The 18,641-nt window shown below is 37.1% G+C and carries 18 protein-coding genes; 14 read left to right on the top strand and 4 right to left on the bottom strand.

Features of this window, described 5'->3' with window-relative positions; translation table 11 throughout:
* The first annotated feature begins 9 nt into the window (after positions 1-9).
* The 3 genes from mnmE to HNP35_RS10925 all read left to right on the top strand — a co-directional run bounded on the left by mnmE (position 10) and on the right by HNP35_RS10925 (position 3,508).
* Positions 10-1,410, top strand: coding sequence for a tRNA uridine-5-carboxymethylaminomethyl(34) synthesis GTPase MnmE (gene mnmE / locus HNP35_RS10935; RefSeq protein ID WP_184161446.1), 1,401 nt, complete (start codon positions 10-12; stop codon positions 1,408-1,410).
* A gap of 393 nt (positions 1,411-1,803) precedes the next feature.
* Positions 1,804-2,373, top strand: coding sequence for a helix-turn-helix domain-containing protein (locus HNP35_RS10930; RefSeq protein ID WP_184161443.1), 570 nt, complete (start codon positions 1,804-1,806; stop codon positions 2,371-2,373).
* Positions 2,366-3,508 (top strand): site-specific integrase, encoded by a 1,143-nt coding sequence (locus HNP35_RS10925; protein ID WP_184161440.1) that lies wholly within the window; start codon positions 2,366-2,368, stop codon positions 3,506-3,508. Before HNP35_RS10930 ends, HNP35_RS10925 begins: the two co-directional genes overlap by 8 nt.
* Positions 3,509-3,680: 172 nt before the next feature.
* Here the strand turns inward: HNP35_RS10925 and HNP35_RS10920 are convergent, their stop codons facing one another.
* Positions 3,681-4,757, bottom strand: a complete 1,077-nt coding sequence (locus tag HNP35_RS10920) for a mechanosensitive ion channel family protein (protein WP_184161437.1) — start codon at positions 4,755-4,757, stop codon at positions 3,681-3,683.
* Between the two features lie 769 nt (positions 4,758-5,526).
* On the opposite strand from HNP35_RS10920, the gene HNP35_RS10915 reads away from it, so the two are divergent.
* Positions 5,527-6,255 carry a hypothetical protein gene (locus HNP35_RS10915; RefSeq protein ID WP_184161434.1) on the top strand — a complete coding sequence of 243 codons (729 nt, stop codon included), beginning with the start codon at positions 5,527-5,529 and terminating at the stop codon, positions 6,253-6,255.
* 349 nt (positions 6,256-6,604) lie between these two features.
* On the opposite strand, the gene HNP35_RS10910 is transcribed toward HNP35_RS10915, so the two are convergent.
* Both HNP35_RS10910 and HNP35_RS10905 read right to left on the bottom strand, forming a co-directional pair.
* Positions 6,605-7,387: an alpha/beta hydrolase family esterase gene (locus tag HNP35_RS10910; protein WP_184161431.1), complete on the bottom strand. Its 783-nt coding sequence runs from the start codon at positions 7,385-7,387 to the stop codon at positions 6,605-6,607.
* A 419-nt stretch (positions 7,388-7,806) separates the two neighbouring features.
* Positions 7,807-8,928, bottom strand: a complete 1,122-nt coding sequence (locus HNP35_RS10905) for a LytTR family transcriptional regulator (protein WP_184161429.1) — start codon at positions 8,926-8,928, stop codon at positions 7,807-7,809.
* A 324-nt stretch (positions 8,929-9,252) separates the two neighbouring features.
* On the opposite strand from HNP35_RS10905, the gene HNP35_RS10900 reads away from it, so the two are divergent.
* The 8 genes from HNP35_RS10900 (at position 9,253) to HNP35_RS10865 (ending at position 15,101) form a co-directional block, all read left to right on the top strand.
* Positions 9,253-10,209 carry a heme-binding domain-containing protein gene (locus HNP35_RS10900; RefSeq protein ID WP_246453469.1) on the top strand — a complete coding sequence of 319 codons (957 nt, stop codon included), beginning with the start codon at positions 9,253-9,255 and terminating at the stop codon, positions 10,207-10,209.
* Between the two features lie 2 nt (positions 10,210-10,211).
* A complete protein-coding gene (locus HNP35_RS10895) occupies positions 10,212-10,676 on the top strand; it encodes a hypothetical protein (RefSeq protein WP_184161426.1) in 465 nt (154 codons plus the stop codon).
* A gap of 95 nt (positions 10,677-10,771) precedes the next feature.
* Positions 10,772-11,350, top strand: a complete 579-nt coding sequence (locus tag HNP35_RS10890; RefSeq protein ID WP_184161422.1) for a Crp/Fnr family transcriptional regulator — start codon at positions 10,772-10,774, stop codon at positions 11,348-11,350.
* Between the two features lie 163 nt (positions 11,351-11,513).
* Entirely contained in the window at positions 11,514-12,371 is an 858-nt protein-coding gene (locus tag HNP35_RS10885; RefSeq protein WP_184161419.1) for an SDR family oxidoreductase, read from the top strand.
* Positions 12,372-12,421: 50 nt separating this feature from the next.
* A complete protein-coding gene (locus HNP35_RS10880) occupies positions 12,422-13,441 on the top strand; it encodes a VOC family protein (RefSeq protein ID WP_184161416.1) in 1,020 nt (339 codons plus the stop codon).
* A gap of 105 nt (positions 13,442-13,546) precedes the next feature.
* A complete protein-coding gene (locus HNP35_RS10875; RefSeq protein WP_184161413.1) occupies positions 13,547-13,990 on the top strand; it encodes a nuclear transport factor 2 family protein in 444 nt (147 codons plus the stop codon).
* A 60-nt stretch (positions 13,991-14,050) separates the two neighbouring features.
* On the top strand, positions 14,051-14,683 hold the full coding sequence (locus HNP35_RS10870) for a nitroreductase family protein (RefSeq protein ID WP_184161410.1): 633 nt from the start codon (positions 14,051-14,053) through the stop codon (positions 14,681-14,683).
* 40 nt (positions 14,684-14,723) lie between these two features.
* A complete protein-coding gene (locus tag HNP35_RS10865; protein WP_184161406.1) occupies positions 14,724-15,101 on the top strand; it encodes a putative quinol monooxygenase in 378 nt (125 codons plus the stop codon).
* 193 nt (positions 15,102-15,294) lie between these two features.
* Here HNP35_RS10865 and HNP35_RS10860 read toward each other — a convergent pair whose 3' ends face one another.
* Positions 15,295-16,335, bottom strand: a complete 1,041-nt coding sequence (locus HNP35_RS10860; RefSeq protein ID WP_184161403.1) for a hypothetical protein — start codon at positions 16,333-16,335, stop codon at positions 15,295-15,297.
* Between the two features lie 385 nt (positions 16,336-16,720).
* Between HNP35_RS10860 and HNP35_RS10855 the strand changes: the two genes are divergently transcribed.
* Complete coding sequence (locus HNP35_RS10855) at positions 16,721-17,821, top strand: sensor histidine kinase (RefSeq protein WP_184161400.1); 1,101 nt, start codon at positions 16,721-16,723, stop codon at positions 17,819-17,821.
* Positions 17,818-18,582, top strand: coding sequence for a LytR/AlgR family response regulator transcription factor (locus HNP35_RS10850; RefSeq protein WP_184161397.1), 765 nt, complete (start codon positions 17,818-17,820; stop codon positions 18,580-18,582). The genes HNP35_RS10855 and HNP35_RS10850 overlap by 4 nt, the downstream gene beginning before the upstream one ends.
* Positions 18,583-18,641 lie beyond the last annotated feature (59 nt).

Genomic DNA, 18,641 nt, shown 5'->3' with positions numbered 1-18,641 from the left:
CTTTGCGGCATGATAAATCAAGATTCTATAGTTGCTTTGGCTACACCTTCGGGAGCTGGAGCTATCGCCATAATTCGAATTTCTGGAGCTGAAGCCATTACAATTGGAAATTCGGTTTTTAAATCTATTAAAAATAAAGATTTAACTAAACAGAAAACCCACACATTGCATTTAGGACATATTATTGATGAAAGTAAAATGCTTGATGAAGTTTTAGTTTCGGTTTTTAAAGGTCCAAATTCATACACAGGAGAAGATACGATTGAAATTTCCTGCCACGGATCTACTTATATTCAGCAGCAAATTATTCAATTATTGCTTCGAAAAGGCTGTAGAATGGCCGATGCGGGTGAGTTTACACTTCGTGCTTTCTTAAACGGAAAATTAGATTTATCGCAGGCAGAAGCCGTTGCCGATTTAATTTCGTCTGATAATGAAGCTTCACATCAAATTGCAATGCAGCAAATGCGAGGAGGATTTAGTAATGAAATTGCAAAACTTCGCGAAGAGCTTTTAAACTTTGCTTCTTTAATCGAGTTGGAATTAGATTTTGCTGAAGAAGATGTTGAATTTGCAGATCGAACTCAATTTCATGAATTACTAAACAGAATCGAATTTGTTTTAAAACGTTTAATCGATTCATTTGCTGTTGGAAATGTAATCAAAAACGGAATTCCGGTTGCAATTGTCGGCGAGCCAAATGTGGGTAAATCAACTTTATTGAATGCTTTATTGAATGAAGAAAGAGCGATTGTTTCTGATATTGCTGGAACAACTCGTGATACAATTGAAGACGAATTGGTTATCGGAGGAATCGGATTCAGATTTATTGATACTGCCGGAATTCGTGACACAAAAGATGTTGTAGAAAGTATCGGAATTAAGAAAACCTTCGAAAAAATTGACCAAGCGCAAGTTGTAATTTATTTATTTGATGGATTGAAATTCCAAGCTTCAAGTTCAGAATTTGTAAATGAAATTGAACAAATCAAGAATAAATATCCGCTTAAACCTTTACTAATTGTTGTCAATAAAAAAGATATTTTATCGGCAGATGAAGTACAAAATATTACCAATCAATTAGAAAATTTAAATGCAAAACTGCTATTAATTTCTGCTAAAGAAAAAATAGGAGTAGAGGATTTAAAAAATGAATTGCTATCTTTTGTAAATACTGGTGCACTTCGTAATAATGAAACAATTGTAACCAATACAAGACATTATGATTCGTTATTAAAAGCTTTAGATGAAATTCAGAAAGTAAAATTTGGTTTAGAATCAGGACTTTCAAGTGATCTTATGGCGCTTGATATTCGTGAAGCTTTGTATCAATTCGGGCTTATCACAGGTCAGGTTTCAAATGATGAATTGTTGGGGAATATTTTTGCTAATTTCTGCATCGGCAAATAGAAGGCGCAAAATAAAACAAAACAAAAATAACGAAAAGAGTTATAGTGTTGATAATTAACACTGTAGCTCTTTTTTTATTGAATTGTTTTTCTGAATATTATGTGTTTTTTTGCTCAAATCTGCCTCTTATTTGTACCTCGAAATTTGAGGTACAAAATTTTGTGACAGAATTGGACAAATTTTGGCACACGGATATAGTTATGCAATGATTCTAATGTGCTAATTTCTGGTACAGAAATTAGCGAAGATTATTTCTGGCACTCAGAAATCTTTCATCGTTAGTAATGTGGCCGGTATTTGTTTTTAAGGTACAAGAATCGCTGCATATATTGAAATCACTGGGGACGGACAACAGAACATTTAAGTACGGTGGGACACTTAAATTTAAAAATTATGAGTTCAAACATTAGGATTATCAGGATCTGTCAATTCTGTTACAAGGAATTTACAGCAAAGACGACAAAAACAAAATTTTGTTCTTTGTCATGCGCAAGCAAAAGCTATAAAAGAGACAAAAAAGAAAAACTAAAAGAAGTGGCCAGAGAGGAGCGGGAAGCTCTGAAAAGTTCTCGCAAGGGATTTTTGGAAAAGCTTGATTTTTTCACTATTGATCAGGCTGTTGAATATACAGGTTTTAGCAGAAGAACACTTTATAGGTTAAATGCAAAAAGTGAATTGGAAATTGTCAAAAATGGATACCGTTCCATTATATATCGAAGTGCCATTGAGCAGTTTTTGGAAAGTCTTAATACAGCTGGTCAAAACAAACAGGATCCCAATAGCTTTCCGGGTATTGAAAACTGCTATACGATTGGCGAGGCTCAGAAGAGATTTAATGTTTCGCCTGCCGCACTATACAATATGATTCAGAGCCAGGGAATTAAAAAATACTGTATAGGTAAGTTCGTACATGTCGCACAGAGTGATTTGGATTTGTTATTTAATGTTGAGAGCCATGGGTAAAAGTATCGTAACACTTAGAAAAAAAGCTATTTCCAAAGGAAGAATGTCTTTGTATCTGGATTTCTATCCGCCGGTTTGGGACGAAAGTTTAAACGATTTCAGCAGACGCGAGTTTTTGAAACTTTACATTTACCTGAAACCTGCCGACCAATATCAGAAACTGGCAAATGCAGAAAACCTGCATGCCGCAGAGATGATTCGCGCGAGAAGACAGAATGAAATCAATAAAGCAGAGATATATTCTCCATTTGAAAAAGAGCAGCTGCAGCTGCAGGCAAGAGGCAATGAATCATTTCTTAAATACTATAAAAAGCTAGGACAGAAAAAGGAAGGGAATAATTTATCGATCTGGAATTGTGCGATCAGGCATTTCGAAATATTTCTCGGAGGAAAGGACCTGCTCTTTAAAGATGTTACGGTTACTTTAATTGAGGATTTCAGGGACTATCTTGTAAAAGCGAAAAGCATGAGAAAGAATAAAAAACAGCTTTCGCGCAATACGGCGCTTTCCTATTACAACAAGATAAAAACGACTCTAAAGGGAGCATACAGGGAAGATAAATTAAAAACAGATATTAATGCAAAGATAGGTTCGATAAAAGAATTGGAATCGCAGCGAAGCTTTATGACCATTGAGGAAACCCGGAGACTTTTTGCAACGCCTTGTCCCAACGATTTAGTGCGAAAGATTTCTATGTTTTCGGTGCTCACAGGAATACGTTACGTTGATATTGCAAAACTGGTGTGGTCTGAAATCCAGTATATTGAAAATGATGGCTATTATGTGATCTTCCGGCAGAAGAAAACAGAAGGCGCAGAGTCGATGCCAATTTCAGAAGAAGCTTTTAGTCTGCTTGGAAAAAGAAGGGGAGAAAAAGAATTGGTTTTTAAAGGATTGAATAAATGGGATGTTGACAGGGTGCTTCCAGTATGGGTAGCATTATCAGGAATCAGAAAACACATTACTTTTCACTGCTTCAGGCATACTTATGCAACACTTCAGATTACCGCTGGAACCGATATTTTTACAGTCTCTAAGATGCTGGGGCATAGGAGCGTTAAGACGACGCAGGTTTATGCAAGAGTAATTGACCAAAAGAAAAGGGATGCGGCCAACAGAATCTCATTAGATTGAAACTTCTAAAGATTTTGCAATTTTAAAACGCCTCATTTTGAATGAGGCGTTTTTTTAAAATTGGACCATCAGTTTGCATCTTTCTATGCCTAAAAAGCCAACAGCTAGATAAATTGAAAAATCTATCTGGCTGTTCTTTTCTTGAAACTGCATCTTTATTTTAAAGGGCTTGCTATTGAAGGTTCTGCAGAGCATGGTTTTGCAGCCCCTCGATCTGCAGGGTCTGCGTCGGATAGGCAAATTCAATGCCTTTTTCGGCAAATGTTCTGAAGATCTCAAGATATACCGACTGCTGCGCATTCATGTAAATATTGTAATCTGGATCTTCCACGTAGTAGACAAATTCAAAGTTAAGGCTTGAATCTCCAAATCCTGAAAAATGCCCTCTGTCATAGCTAAGCTTTTCTTCTGAAGCAATGATGTTCCTCACAATATCAGGTATGCCGCTGAGCTGCTGAGCTGCTGTCTGATAAGTTACGCCCAGCGTGAAAACTATTCTTCTTCTTTCCATGCGCTTGAAGTTGCGAAGCCTTGAATTGGTCAGGTCTGTGTTTGAGCAGACCAGCTGCTCTCCATTGAGCGTTCTGATGCGTGTGGTTTTGATGCCGATGTATTCAATGACGCCGCTATCGCTTCCCACTGTTACAAAATCGCCTATTTCAAAAGGACGGTCAAAAAAGATTACAAAATAGCTGAACAGATCTCCAAGCACGGCCTGTGCCGCCAGTGCAATTGCTATACCTCCGACACCCAGACCGGCTACAATGGCTGTGACATTATATCCCATATTGTCAATGAGGAATACCGCTCCCAATATCCATATGATAATATTTACAATAGCGATAAGTCCTCCTGCCTGCTTCTCTTTGCTTTCGCTTTCCTCATCACGCTGTATAAAGGACAGGACGAATTTTCTGAAAGCGGAAACAATTATTCTTATGGCAAAAAATGTAAAGGCCATCATATAGGCGATATGCAGAATTTTTTCTGTTTTTTCTCCAATATATAATATCTTGCCGGCAAAATAGACAGTGGTGATATATAGGAGCGGCAGAATGTTCCGCTCTATAACCTGCAGGGCAAATTCATCCCAGGATGTTTCAGTGGATGCCGCCCAGCTCTTAAGCCGCCTGAAGATCAAAATCCTGAATATCTTTAAGATCGCAAATGTGAATATTATGATCATTAGCGCCGTCAGCCATTTGTAAATTGTGTTTCCCAGAATAGTCGTGCTCAAAATCTCATTCATAATTTGTAATTTATTTCAGTTAATATTTTTACATAGTTTTTGCCGCAGCCTGCAAAAATAATGGGTAAAATTGCCGGTGATGGCCTGTGTTTAGATCCGATATGGATGTGTGGGATTTTACTGCAGTAAAATAGTAAGCCCTTAAAAAAGGCCGAAGGCATCAGGCATTTATTGAAGCTGCTTGATAGGCATAATTGCTAATTTAGGGCTTAAAAGGCGGGCATGCAAAAAAAAGAGGTTTTATTAACGTTAATAAAGCCTCTTTTGTAAATAAAGTTGTAAAAAAGCATTTTTAAATCTATTTGAGCTTGAGAGGCATGCAGATTTAAAACATCATAAGTTCCATTTGCTTTTGTAGATTTTTAGTATTCCATTATAAAAATGCAGAATGGCGCAGCCTGTATTGCCAGCCGGAGTGTTGACATATTTATAAGCAGCAATGCTAATCAGAATATTTTATGATAATTGCGGTTAGGAAATTTTAAACAGCGTTCAGCCACTTTAGCCCATGACAGTGATTTTATTTTATTTTTAAAAACTATACCTTGGTATTTGATTGCCATATGCTTTTGTTCGGAGGGACACGCTCTGCATAAAATATTTTCTAAAATAGTAATCAAGGACTTATATGTAAATAATTGTTTATATATTAGTTAATTGAAAAAAATTACGGATGAATCCTAATGATTATAAGTAGATCAAATGGATCCACGATATAAAATCAAGGGGGCGCTAAATAGCAGACTTACTAAGGTTAACCAGACAGAGAATGATAGACAATTTGCCGATATACGTTCCGTTGGGCTTTGGACTTACAAGCTTGGGGACTTTACTGTTTTGCTTTTGGACCATTAGAGCGTCTGATTCGCGCCAGATCCGAAAAAAAGCGGCGCCGCTTTCAATAGGATTGGCAATCTGGCTGCTGCTGCAGGCTTTTTTAGCTCTTAAAGATATTTACAGCTCAACCACAGACGCATCTCCTCCGATAATTATGCTTGCAGGTATTTTTCCGGCGGTACTGGCAATTGTTTTACTATTTCTTACCCGAGGCGGACAGCATTTTGTTGACGGCCTGCCCCTTAAGCAACTGGCCTGCCTGCATGTTGTGAGGATTCCGGTCGAAATCATTTTGTATTGGCTTTTTCTCAACAAGCTTGTTCCTCAGGCCATCACTTTTGAAGGCCGAAACTTTGACATTTTTGCGGGAGTAACAGCACCTATAATTGCTTATTTTGGGTTTGTAAAACCGATATTGGGCCGACGGGTAATTCTAATATGGAATTTCATCTGCCTCGGCCTGCTGTTGAATGTAGTGGTAACTGCGATGCTTTCTGCACCATCACCCTTACAGAGTTTTGCGTTTGAACAGCCCAATATCGCAATTCTTTACTTTCCCTTTAGCTGGTTGCCGACCTTTATAGTCCCAGTGGTATTATTTGCGCATTTGGCATCAGTCAGACAATTAATTATGCAAAGAAAAAAGGATATAAAAAAATAAGCAGTCCAGCAAAGCGCATCTGCGGACTTTGCTCTATTATATGAGATTTTAGATGTTTCAAACCTAAACTAGGAGGACGCCAATTAATAATGAAATTTTACTTTTTCAAAAATTAATGTGATGCGATTCTACCTACGATTCTAACCTAAGCAAACCTTGTTTTTACGGAGATTTTAATTTCGGAAAAAACAAGGTGCCACGATTCAGCCGCAGAAGTTTCGAGAGCTTTTAAAAAATTTGAAAAATGCCGTAAAAGCAAAAAAACTGCAAATAACAGAATAATGATAAAAAGCCTGAAAGAGATTTCGGGCTTTCTAGTTTGTAGCACATTGTCATTTTGTTCCTAAAATTATAAAAATTCATTTTTAAAAAACTTGACAACCGCTTTATCCGCATCTGAAGGATAAACGTGTCCTCCCGGATGCTTGTAAACTGCAACAGGGGCATTAATCTCAGAGGAATAAACAACTGTAGAGGAATCGTACGCCCTCCCGGTCTTACTGCACTTATTAAGTTTTAGCAAGCTGCTGATTTGCATTTTCTGCCATAAAGGCTTTACTAAATTATCATTTTCTCCCATAATATGCATGACAGGTTTTGCCTCTAGTAAATTATTGAATTTAAATGCTACTGCAGCTGATGGGGCAACGGCTGCCAGAACATTTCCGCGCATTGCCCATAACAGATAGGTAAAGCTTCCGCCATTAGAGTGGCCAGTGGCAAAAATGTGCTGTTTGTCAATCTTGTATTGATCTGCTATCGATTGGACCATCGTATCAAAAAAATGGATATCACGGTCATCCATATCGCCTGGCTGCTGTTGCCATCCAGAGAACTTACCGGCCTTATCTACAAGTTGTCCGGGAGTTTTTAAACCCTGCGGTACTATTACTATCGCTTCAGGCCAAAGGTCCTGAAAATTGTGGCTATCAAACATTTCCTGCATATTGCCGCCATGGCCATGAAATAGAAAAATTACAGGACTCAGCTTGCTTTGAGCGGTGGAAGGAATGTAAATCAAAGCTTCACGGTCTAAGCCGTCTACCTGCCAATGCTTAATTACCGGAATTGATTTTTGCTGGGCAATGGCTGCAGATGTGATGAAAAGGAATGCGAAAATATGTTTAATCATGAGAGGAAAATTTAATATTAAGACTGATTAAAACAACGAAGGTTTAAGTAAAGAACATTAGATAATTGAAAAAATATTTTTGCAATGAGGCATTCTTTATTTCAGAGAGCGAGAAACGCAAATTAATTAGTTGCCTGAATAATATTGAAAAAGAGTGCAGCCAGAATCTCGACGATCAAACATTATCAATCTTACAGTCAAATTTCGATTTGCTGTTAAGCTTTAGTGAACAATTTTATAGAAGACAATTTCTTAGAGAGGTAAAAGCAGTAAAGATGTAATCGAGCGTTTTGAGAAATTATAAAAATCATATTTTTATGAAGAGAAGTCAGATGAGGCCGGCGTGCCGACTGTCAGTCATTTTGCGAACCAACTTTTTCTCTCGCCAAACTATCTGTCTTCCTTTGAATGGATAGAACTTACTGTCTGTTTAACCAGGCTTTAAATTCGGCAGCCTTGTTTTTACTGATTATAATAGCAGCATCGGATTTCGGAATCACTTCAATCTTCAACTGATTGTTTCCATATTTAAGTATTTTATCAATGGATTTTATAGAAACAATAAATTGTCTGTTGGCTCTAAAGAAAACGTTGCTGTCAAGTTCATTATAGATTTCTTCTAAACTGCTGCTGCTGGTGGATACTTTTGAGTTTATATCTTTAACATAAGTAATGGTATTTTCCATATAGATATAAGCAATGTTTTCAATTTCAAGAGAAACAATTTCATTTTTCAAATAAGTCAGAATTCTTTTTTTACTTGATGCCGAAACATCTGCACTCTCTATCTTTTCGAATGCATTTATTTTTGTTTTGTAGCCGGCAAGATCGGAATTGAGTTTTGATAAGTTTAGAACTTCATTAAAAAGCGTTTCATTTTTCTGCTCCAGTTTTCTTTCATAGCGGCTTCCAAAAAGGCGGACCATAAAAAACGAAAGAATGACAATTAAAAGGCCCGTTGAGAGATACACCAAAATGAAGTAAAATTTTAAATCCCCAGCCTGTTTGTTAATGTTTTTAATATTTGCATGCGAGGCTACAATCCAGTCTGTATTTTTAACAGGATGCAGATAGATGATTTCCGATTCACGCTCAGGATCATTAAAATTTCGCAGACCGCCGCCTTCTGTTTTATTTTTTAGATAGGAGTAAAAATCTTCAGGGCCAGCTTCGCTGCTGTTATGGATGCTGGAAATAAAAGACTCGTCCGGTCCTGTCATCCGGCCTATTTTTTCAGGATTGGGATGGCAGATTTCTTTTCCCGTATGGTCAAACATGCAGATGAATCCCGTCTGTGTGTCGGTCTTTTCAATGCTTTTCTGAACGTTATTGATAATGAGCTGTTTATCATTATGCTGTTGTGCCTGAAAAGAAATGAGATTTGCCATTTCCTTTGCTTCCCTTTTGCTGGATTCGATCTGTATTTTTAAAAACTGCCTGGTGCTCAAATCAACTAAATAATTCATGCTGAAATAACCGCAGATATACACGACAACAAGCAGGGATAAAAATGTAAAAAGATACAGTTTGTCTTTTTTCATGGAAAATGGATCAATTAAAGAATCAAATTTAGTCAATAATAATTTTTAAAAATGATAAATTTATAGTGTGCATTTCAAAAAAAATCTGAAAACAGATCAGTAAAGAAAAGCGTTCATTTTTATTAGGCTTTAATTTATTCCTCTTTAAGTTCATTTTTTCCCTTTCGACCATTTTTTTTGATTTCAGAGTGTTCTGCGTGCTTAATTTGCAATATCAATTTTCACAGCTGTTGTAAGAATATCGGATTTCAAAAATCAATTTTAAAGATGAAAACCTGATTCAGCTTAAAGAAATACAAAGAGAAAACTAATAAAACTATTTATATGGAAAAGCCAAAAATGTATAAAAGAAAAAGAGTCATAATTCTTTTTGCAGCTCTGCTTGTTATTTTTTGCGGATTACAGTTCCTGCGTCCAGAAATAACAAATCCGCCCATTACGGGAGATTTAAAAGTGCCCCACGAGGTGCAGAGCATTTTAAAAAATTCCTGTTATGACTGCCATTCCAATGAAACAAATCTCACCTGGTATGATAAAATAGCTCCTGCATCCTGGCTCGTTGCGCAGCATATTAAAGACGGCAGAAGCGGACTCAATTTTTCCAATTGGGATCAATTGTCTGCAGCTGATCAAAAAGCTAAATTATGGGAATCTGTAAACCAGGTTACGCTCGGTGCCATGCCATTGGGCAGTTATACGCTCGCACATCCAAAAGCTGAATTATCGCCGAAGGATATCAAAGTATTGAAAGATTATATATGGAATCTGAGAGTGAATAATATACAGCAGGATACTTCAAAAATAAATGCGCTGAAAGCGCAGTCTGATCATTTCAAAAAAGCAGAAGTTCAGTCTGAAGTTCCAAAAGCTCCTAATGGCATTGCTTATATTGCAGATTATAAAAACTGGGCAGTTGTAAGCACCACGCAGCGTGTTGATAATGGAACAATGCGCATTATTTACGGTAATGATATTGCGATCAAAGCCATTAAAAAAAAACAGATCAGTCCATGGCCCGATGGAGCGATTCTGGCCAAAGCGGCATACGATGAAATTGAAGATGCAGAAGGAAATATTTCGCAGGGAGCTTTTAAGCAGGTTGAGTTTATGATTAAAGATCATAAGAAATACGAAGCGACAAACGGCTGGGGATTTGCACGATTTAAGACACTGCAATTAGAACCTTATGGTAAAAATGCCGATTTTACAATCGAATGCATGCGCTGTCATCAGCCTATGGAAAAAAACGATCATGTATTTACACTTCCAATTTTACAATAGTTATGAAAACGACACTATATTTTACAGCAGTATTTTTTTTACTTTTTCTTTCTTCGTGTTCTGATTTTAAAGGCGAAAGAGGTTTGAATAATGAGGCTTCGCTTCCTGAAGCATTAAGGAATAAAGTTTCAGATTTAAAGGTCTTTAATTCATCAATAAATAATAAAAAGCATACGACTTCTTTACTGTATGGAAATCAGCAGGCAGTTGAGAGGATAAAATCAAACGGTTCAGTTATGCAGAATGGCGAAAAATTAGTTTGGATTACCTGGAGACAAAAACCAGATCCGAATTGGCTGGGAGCTTACATTCCGGGAAAACTGCTTTCTTTTGAAATTATAGAATCAAAAGATGGCACAGTATATAAAAAGTATTCTGGAAATGGAGTGGAAGTAAAACTGAATGATCCGGAGAAAGAAGACCGCATTAAAAGGCTGCTAGCAGAAAAAAGTGCAGTCACGCCGTAATGGAATTTTAAATTACGAGTACTCTTTCGATTACGTCTCGAGATGTTGATTTGAAAATTTGCCAGTCAGCAGCGATTTGCATAATTTTACAATCTATGTATGACATATTCCAAAAGTATCTAGAAGAAAAAACTGAACTGACTCAAGCAGAATCAGAACGTATCCAGTCATTTGCTATTATAAAAAAGCTTCGAAAAAGACAATATCTGCTGCAGGAAGGAGATGTTTGGAAGTATGACGCTTTTATCACGCAAGGCTGTGTTCGAACGTATACTGTTGATGACAAAGGAAGCGAACATGTAAACAGCTTCAGCATTGAAAACTGGTGGACAGGCGACCGTGAAAGTTTAATGACCCAGCAGCCGTCACGTTTCAATATTGATGCCATCGAAGATACTGAGCTTGTTCTTTTTACTCATGAAAATTTTGAATTGCTCTGCAGAGAAATTCCAGCCTTTAATAATATGGTCAATGCTATTCTGCAAAGAAGCTTTATAGCAGCTCAAAACAGAATTCAGGCCTCACTTACTTTAACAGCAGAAGAAAAATATTTGAACTTTGTCAATAAATATCCGGGTTTTGCTTCGCGCATTCCCCAAACTATGATTGCTTCCTATTTAGGAATGACACCGGAAACTTTAAGCCGAATCCGAAAACAGACGGCAAAAAAATAATCAATACAAGGAGCTTATACAGCTCCTTTTTTTATGGCCTTTTAAAACTCTTGATCTAAATCAAGTTTTTACTTATTTCTAATCAATGTGCAGGTTTTGCACTTGACGCAACTTTGTAATGTTCAAAAGAAACAAATATTACAAACTTTAAAAATTAGAAATCATGTCAAAAACAATTTTCATTACAGGAACAAGTACAGGCTTTGGAAAATTAACAGCAGTAACATTAGCAAATGCAGGCCATTCAGTAATCGCGGGAATGCGAAATACAAATGATAAAAATGCCGCAGCTGCAAAAGAATTAGGAGCAATAGAAAACATTGAAGTTGTAGATATCGATGTTACAGATGATGCATCGGTTAGTAAAGCAATTGAAAAAGTTTTAATTAAATACGGAAAAATTGATGTGCTAATCAATAATGCGGCAGTAAGCGGTTTCGGTCTTCTTGAAGGATATTCTATTGATCAGATTCGTAAAATGTTCGATGTAAACGTTTACAGCGTGCTTCGTGTGTATCAGGCGGTGCTTCCTTCGATGAGAAAAGAAAGAAACGGACTTGTAATCAATATTACAACCGGAGCAAGCGGACATACCCTTCCTTTTATGGTTCCATACATCGCTTCAAAATTGGTTGTTGAAAGTTTTACAGAAGGACTGCAGGATGAACTGGCAGATTACGGAATTGAAAACGTAAGCATCCAGCCGGGAGTTTATCCGACGGAAATGAATAACGGATCGAAAGCGGGTATTCACGCAGACAAGGCAGAAATCATTGAAGAATACGGCGAGGCAGCAACAGAAAAATTCAATGCATTAGGAACTGCATTATTCGGAAAAATGGCGCAGTTTGATATGAATCCGCAGACTATTGCCGACGGTATTCTAGAATTGGTAAACATGAAAAAAGGGGAGAGACCGCTTCGTTTTCCGCTTGATGCCATTGCTCAGGGAACTGATAAAGAATTCATCGAAGCCCGCGCTAATATTAAAGCAAAATGGGTAGCAGCTTACACTGATTAATTTTCACTTTAAACACATTTAAATAATTATAAATCATTAAAAAAATAATCATGAAAACAACTCATAAAAAATCAAATAAAAAAGTACAAACTTCAGCAGCAGCAATGCTTAATTTACTAATACTATTTTCTGCTTCAGAAAAAACAGCCGCACAAACCAGCGCAGGAATCGTGGGAATCGATCATGTCGGAATCAATGTTCCTGATCTTAATAAAGCAATTCCATTTTTCAGCGATGTACTTGGATTTACACCTGTAACACAATTAGGGCCAATTCCGCTTGACGCCGATTGGAAAAAATTAAACCATATTGATCCCAATACTGGGGCTGTTACGATCAAAATGATCAATGCAGGAAATGGTGCAAGTATCGAAGTGTTTGAATATGCAGAGAACAAAGGAAGCAAAACGCATCCGAATACAGATGATATCGGAGCATCTCACATCGCCTTTTATGTAAAGGATATTAATGCGTCTGTTCAATATTTAAAAAATAAAGGCGTAAAAATTTTAGGAGAACCTTTTACAATGCCATCTGGCGATACAGCCGGAGAAACTTGGGTTTATTTTGAAACACCTTGGGGTTCTAAAATGGAATTGGTTTCCTATCCAAACGGAAAAGGGTATGAAAAAAATAAACCGGCAAAAATTCTTTGGTCGCCAAAAGATACATTCAAAAGTTACGATGATAAACAAAACTCAAAGACACTATCCGAATCTGAAATCAGATCTTTAGTAGAACTCCATCTGACGATATGGAATGAAAAAGAGGCTGCAAAACGTGATGGACTAATGAAAAAAGCCTATGCAGACAATATCGAAATGGTAGACAGTCATTTTACTGCGGTGGGACACAAAGAAATCAACGGATTTGTAGAGGGGCTTCAAAAGAAAAGTGTGAATTCTAAATTTACGCATATCAAAGCAGTCGATGTCAATCACAATACGGCGAGACTTTACTGGCAGCACGGAACTGCAGAAAAGCCTGATGCCGTTACCGGAATGGATCTATTTGTTTTTGAAAACGGAAAAGTCAGCAGACTTTATGTTTTTGTAGACAGTAAAAAATAATATAAATCTCTTAGAATTATCGTTCAATTTTAATTGCAGCTATTCAATGATGATCTGCAATACTCTCCAATTAGATTTAAAAATTTAACTAAAAAAAAAATAATTATGAAAGCTTCAATAATCAACTCAAATTCAGAAAACGAAAAATTAATCCGTAAACTGTATGCAGTGGCAGAAAGCCAGGATGCAAAAGCATTTACAGCGCTTTTTGCAGAAGACGGCTATTTTTGGGATATCTCAGCAGGAACTAAATATTTTGGCGAGGATATTGGAAAAACCGTGGATGTATATGCAGCAGCATTTCCTGATATGCATAGAGAACTATACGAACTTTACGTTTTGGATGATGAAAATACGGTTGCAGTGGAATTATCACTGAACGGAACGCATAAAGGGCCGCTTCAATTTTCATCGGGAACGATTCAGGCCACTGGAAAAAAAATAGAAGTGCCGTGTTGTGATGTTTTCAAAATCGAGAACGGAAAAATAAAGTCATTTCACTGTTACAGTGCCGGAACAATACTTTTGGGCCAATTGGGAATATTTTAATAAAAAATCTATCAAGCAGTATATTTCTCTACTGCTTTGATTTTAACACTAAATCCAAGAATGAAAAATATAATAGATCTTTTAAACTGGAGATACGCTGCCAAAAGAATGACAGAAGAAATAGTTCCGCAGGAGCAGATTGATTTGATTTTAGAAGCCGCGCATCTCGCTCCGTCAGGAATAGGGCTGCAGCCGTATAAAATTATTGTAATTACCAGCCCCGAAATCAAAAAACAGATTCTGCCTATAGCAATGAACCAGGCACCGGTTACCGAGTCATCACACTTGCTGGTCTTTGCAGTTTGGGACCAGTATACAGAGCAGAGGATAGACCATGTTTTTGATCATTTAACCGCAATGAGAAACGCAGAACCAGACACTTATGAGAGACAAAGAAATTTTTCTAAAGTGTTTTTTAGCAATAAGAGTGCTGAGGAGAATTTTCATCATGCGGCAAAGCAGGCCCATATAGCTTTGGGTTTTGCAGTAATTGCGGCAGCTTCGTTAGGTCTGGATACCACTCCGATGGAAGGATTTAATGCTGCGGAACTGGATAAATTTCTTGATCTGCCCGCTCAAGGCTTGAAGAGTTCCATGCTTTTAGCAGTGGGTTATCGGGATAATGAAAATGACTGGAACCTGAAAAATAAAAAAGTGCGCAAGCCTATTGAAGAATTTGTGACTTACTTATAATTATAAAGACTTTGAAATTCAATATCTAAAATAAAACGAAATGGAAAATATTATAAAATTGGGAACTTCTAACAGTCATGACAAGACTCAGGCAACTGCCATAACGGTAAGTGCTTACTATAGAGTTCACCCCGAAGACAGACAAATTTTTAAAGATGCCGTAATTCCGGAAATGATCGCCGCCAATAAATTGGAGGGATGTATTTATTATGCTTTTTCGCAGGATCTTACTGATGAGAATACGTTCCATCTTTTAGAAGGCTGGAGAGATCAAGAAGCTTACGAGCGCCATGAAAATTCAGAAACATTTTTAACCGCTTTAAGTACAGTAGTAAAAAATGTTAGAATAGTAGATAGGGAAGGTGTGCGTTACGATGTTTCGAAAATGCACATTGATGACCCGAGAGGAAAAGTTTGATGACAAAACCTGGTATGCAGCTATTCTGAGTAAACTCAGCAGTCCAAAATTCTGCTGAGTTTTTTCTTTTCCAAATTCAATACGCAACTATGCTGCCATAAAACGTAAATTGGCGGAATGACAATGAATTCCTCTTGTGTTTTTTGTATGAGGATTACAGCACACCCATCATCATTTAGCGATGATTTTAAGCTTATTCTTTTTTGATTCTCCCTGCATTTAAGGTGTACGATAATCCCATGTTAACGCCAAATCCAAAAGTATTCAGACTTCCCGAACCTCCGTTGTTTATAAAGTATTTAAGCGGAATTGCCGCATTGACCTTTAAGGCGGGGGACAGTCTGTACTGCAGACCGAAATCATAGACTATTGTAAAGTATTGGTCTTCATTATTTTTTTTCGACACAGACGTCTGTTTCCTTCTTAATTTAACGTTAAGCAGTGAGTAAAAACCGAGTCCTGCGGATGAATAATACCTTAGCTGTTTTTTATCGTCAAAATATTTCCTAAAGGTTACTTCAGCTCCGAATAATGCATGAGTATTGATGGTGTCCCTGCTGACATTTTGAAGCTTTTCCATTGTTTTGGTTTTATTTGCTATGGAATAGTTTAAATTCACAAGTACAGCAGTTTTACTGCCGATATTTTTACTTGCGGAAACTCCCAGAAGACCGATAGCTCCCTTGTCAATGCCAAGTTTTGGCCCAAGCATGAAAAATGGCGTGTAGTGCAGCCCCACATCAAAGTTTTTGCTATAATTTTGCATTTTCATGGCGTCTTTTTCTTTTGTAGTGTATTCAACCGGCATATGATAGGCTCTTCCTACAGATTTTTTTTCAATTTCATCTTTTATATTTTCCAAATTTTTGCCTTGGACATAAATCATTCTGGCTTTGGATGTATTTGCACCGGCATCTGAAGCAGGCTGCAGGGAATCTTTTTCTTGTTCATTAATTATGTAATAGGAAGATTTCTCAATGCGGTGCACAAAGGAATTTACATTTATTATCTGTTCGTAACAGTTTAAAGGGAAAGGAGTTTTCTTTACAATCACGCGCACATATAAAAAATTGTAGTCAGCAAATAAGCCTGAGGATGCAAATCTATTTTTTAAGGAGAATGACACAATGCCATCTTCCGAGAGAGGAATCACTATTACTCCCCTTGGATTTTCAGCATTCTTTACAAATAGGGTTTCGCTGTAGCATTCTGTATTGGGATTATTATACTGCATAACGGTTTGAGCATATAACGTTGAAGTTGAGCAAATAAGAAAAATGAGAAAAAAAACAGGAAATGATTTTCTTTTTATTAAATGTAGGAATGTACTGTAATTAAAAAGAAGGCAATTAAATGGAAAGTTCTGCATTTGCAATGGTTTTGATAATTTTTATGAGGGTTAGGTTGGCTGCATTTCAAAAGCCGGCTTAAAAAAACAGACTGCATCTTTTTTAAGCCAAGTTTTGCCGCCAAATTTTATGCAAATTAAATTGGGGATTGGAGTCAGTAGAAAAGCTTTTGTCCAAAGCGGGCAAATTTGGCTTTAAAGCGGGCAATAGGATTTTTTTATGAACTTCAAGCGGTGCGCTTAAAAATATAAACCATAGAAATGCTTGTTTTTGCTTTTAATTGGACTGCCTGTTTTAAAGCCAAATTTGCCCGCTTTAGGGGTTTTAAATGTCTATGTAAGGACATTTAATCGTAAGTTTGCGGTTATGACGGTACAAAACTTGAAATTAGGTTTAGGAATATCTTTAGGAATTGCCATTATTGGAATTTCCCAAAAGTTACTGCGAATGGAACAGTACGAGTATTCGGCAGTTCTGGTCTCCTGCGTTTATGGTTTTATTTTCTGCATTTTGAACTGGATTGCCCATGATTTTCTATTGAACAATAAATTCTATCAAAGGCTGATGGGGAATCGCATAGCATCTGGTATGGTCTCCGTTGCAGCTGTTGCATCGACAATTTTGCTATATGACCTGATCTTGCCTGACTTCAGAACAGTGACAATACAATTTCAGGATTTGAGCCCTGATAAAAAAAGCGCTTTGCTCCTGGTTCGGGGATTTTTAATAAGCGGCCTTTCTTATTTTATCATTTACCACTTAGATCTGCTTTTACAGAAACAGCAGGACAGCATAGAAATAGAGTATCTTAAGCAGGCGCAGCTCGAAGCAACCTTGTCTTCATTGAAAGAACAGCTCAGTCCCCACTTTTTATTCAATACATTAAATACATTAAGTTTTTTAACTTCAGAAGATTCCGTAAAAGAATATATTGCTGAACTGGCTGACGTGTACCGTTATGTGCTGCAGTATAAAGAAATGGATACGGCGACTTTGGAGCAGGAATTAAAATTTATAGAGTCCTATTTTTATATACTGAAAGCAAGACTGGAGGATGCCATTGAGATATCTATTGACGTGGATAAGAATATTTTGCAGTCCAAAATCCCACCGCTTACTCTTCAGCTGCTGATAGAAAATGCCGTAAAGCACAATATCGCTTCATCGTCAAAAAAACTGTTTATATCCATCGACAATCAGGACGGCAGCTTTCTTAGGGTGCAAAATAATTATCAGCCCAAATCTTCAATTCAGATCTCTGCAGGTGTTGGGATCACTAATATCATACAGCGCTATAACCTGCTCTTCAGAAAAGAAGTCCTAATAGAAAAAAACAACAGTACCTTCACTGTAAAACTGCCAATTATATGACAAACATACTGATTATTGAAGATGAAGCTAAAGCAGCAAGAGAACTGTCAAAGATTTTGTATGTTATAGATGATACATTGAATGTCGCGGGAACGGTGGACTCAATTGAGCAGGCAGTGGAATGGTTTTCAAAAAATGAGCATCCCGACCTTATCTTCTCCGACATACAGCTGGCGGACGGCTTATGCTTTGAAATTTTTGAGAGAACTGAAATTAAGAGTCCAGTAATTTTCTGTACAGCATTTGACGATTATATGATGAATGCTTTTGAAACCAATGGGATCAGTTACATTTTAAAACCCATCAGCCGGCAAAAAGTTGAAAAGGCATTGGAGAAGTTTGAGCTCATTAAGTCCCTTTATTCGAAAGATGGAACAGCGCAAACGAAAATATCTGATTTTTATAGGCAGATAAAAAATTACAAAACGGCCCTGCTGGTAAATCAAAAGGAAAAAATTATTCCGATCCAGGTAAGGGAGATTGCTTTTTACTACCTTGATAAATCCGGTGTAACAATTACCACACTTTCAAATCAGAAGTATTTTATTTCATCGTCTATGGACGAAATAGAAAATTTTTTGGATCCGCAGGTATTCTACAGGGCAAACAGGCAGTTTCTGATCAATAGGGCTGCAATTGTAAATGCAGAGAGATATTTTGCCCGCAAGCTTCTGTTAAAGCTTTGTGTTTCAATTCCCGAAACCATAATAGTAAGTAAAGCAAAGGCAAGTGATTTTCTGCATTGGCTCGAAGGGAACTGACGATTTAAAAGCTAAGCCCGCTTTACTGCTAAATTTGCCCGTTTTAAACTTTTTTTTGT

The organism is Flavobacterium notoginsengisoli, from assembly GCF_014207905.1.
GTDB lineage: Bacteria > Bacteroidota > Bacteroidia > Flavobacteriales > Flavobacteriaceae > Flavobacterium > Flavobacterium notoginsengisoli_A.
Note: the sequence above shows the minus strand (reverse complement) of the source record. Positions and strands in the feature narration are given on the sequence as shown.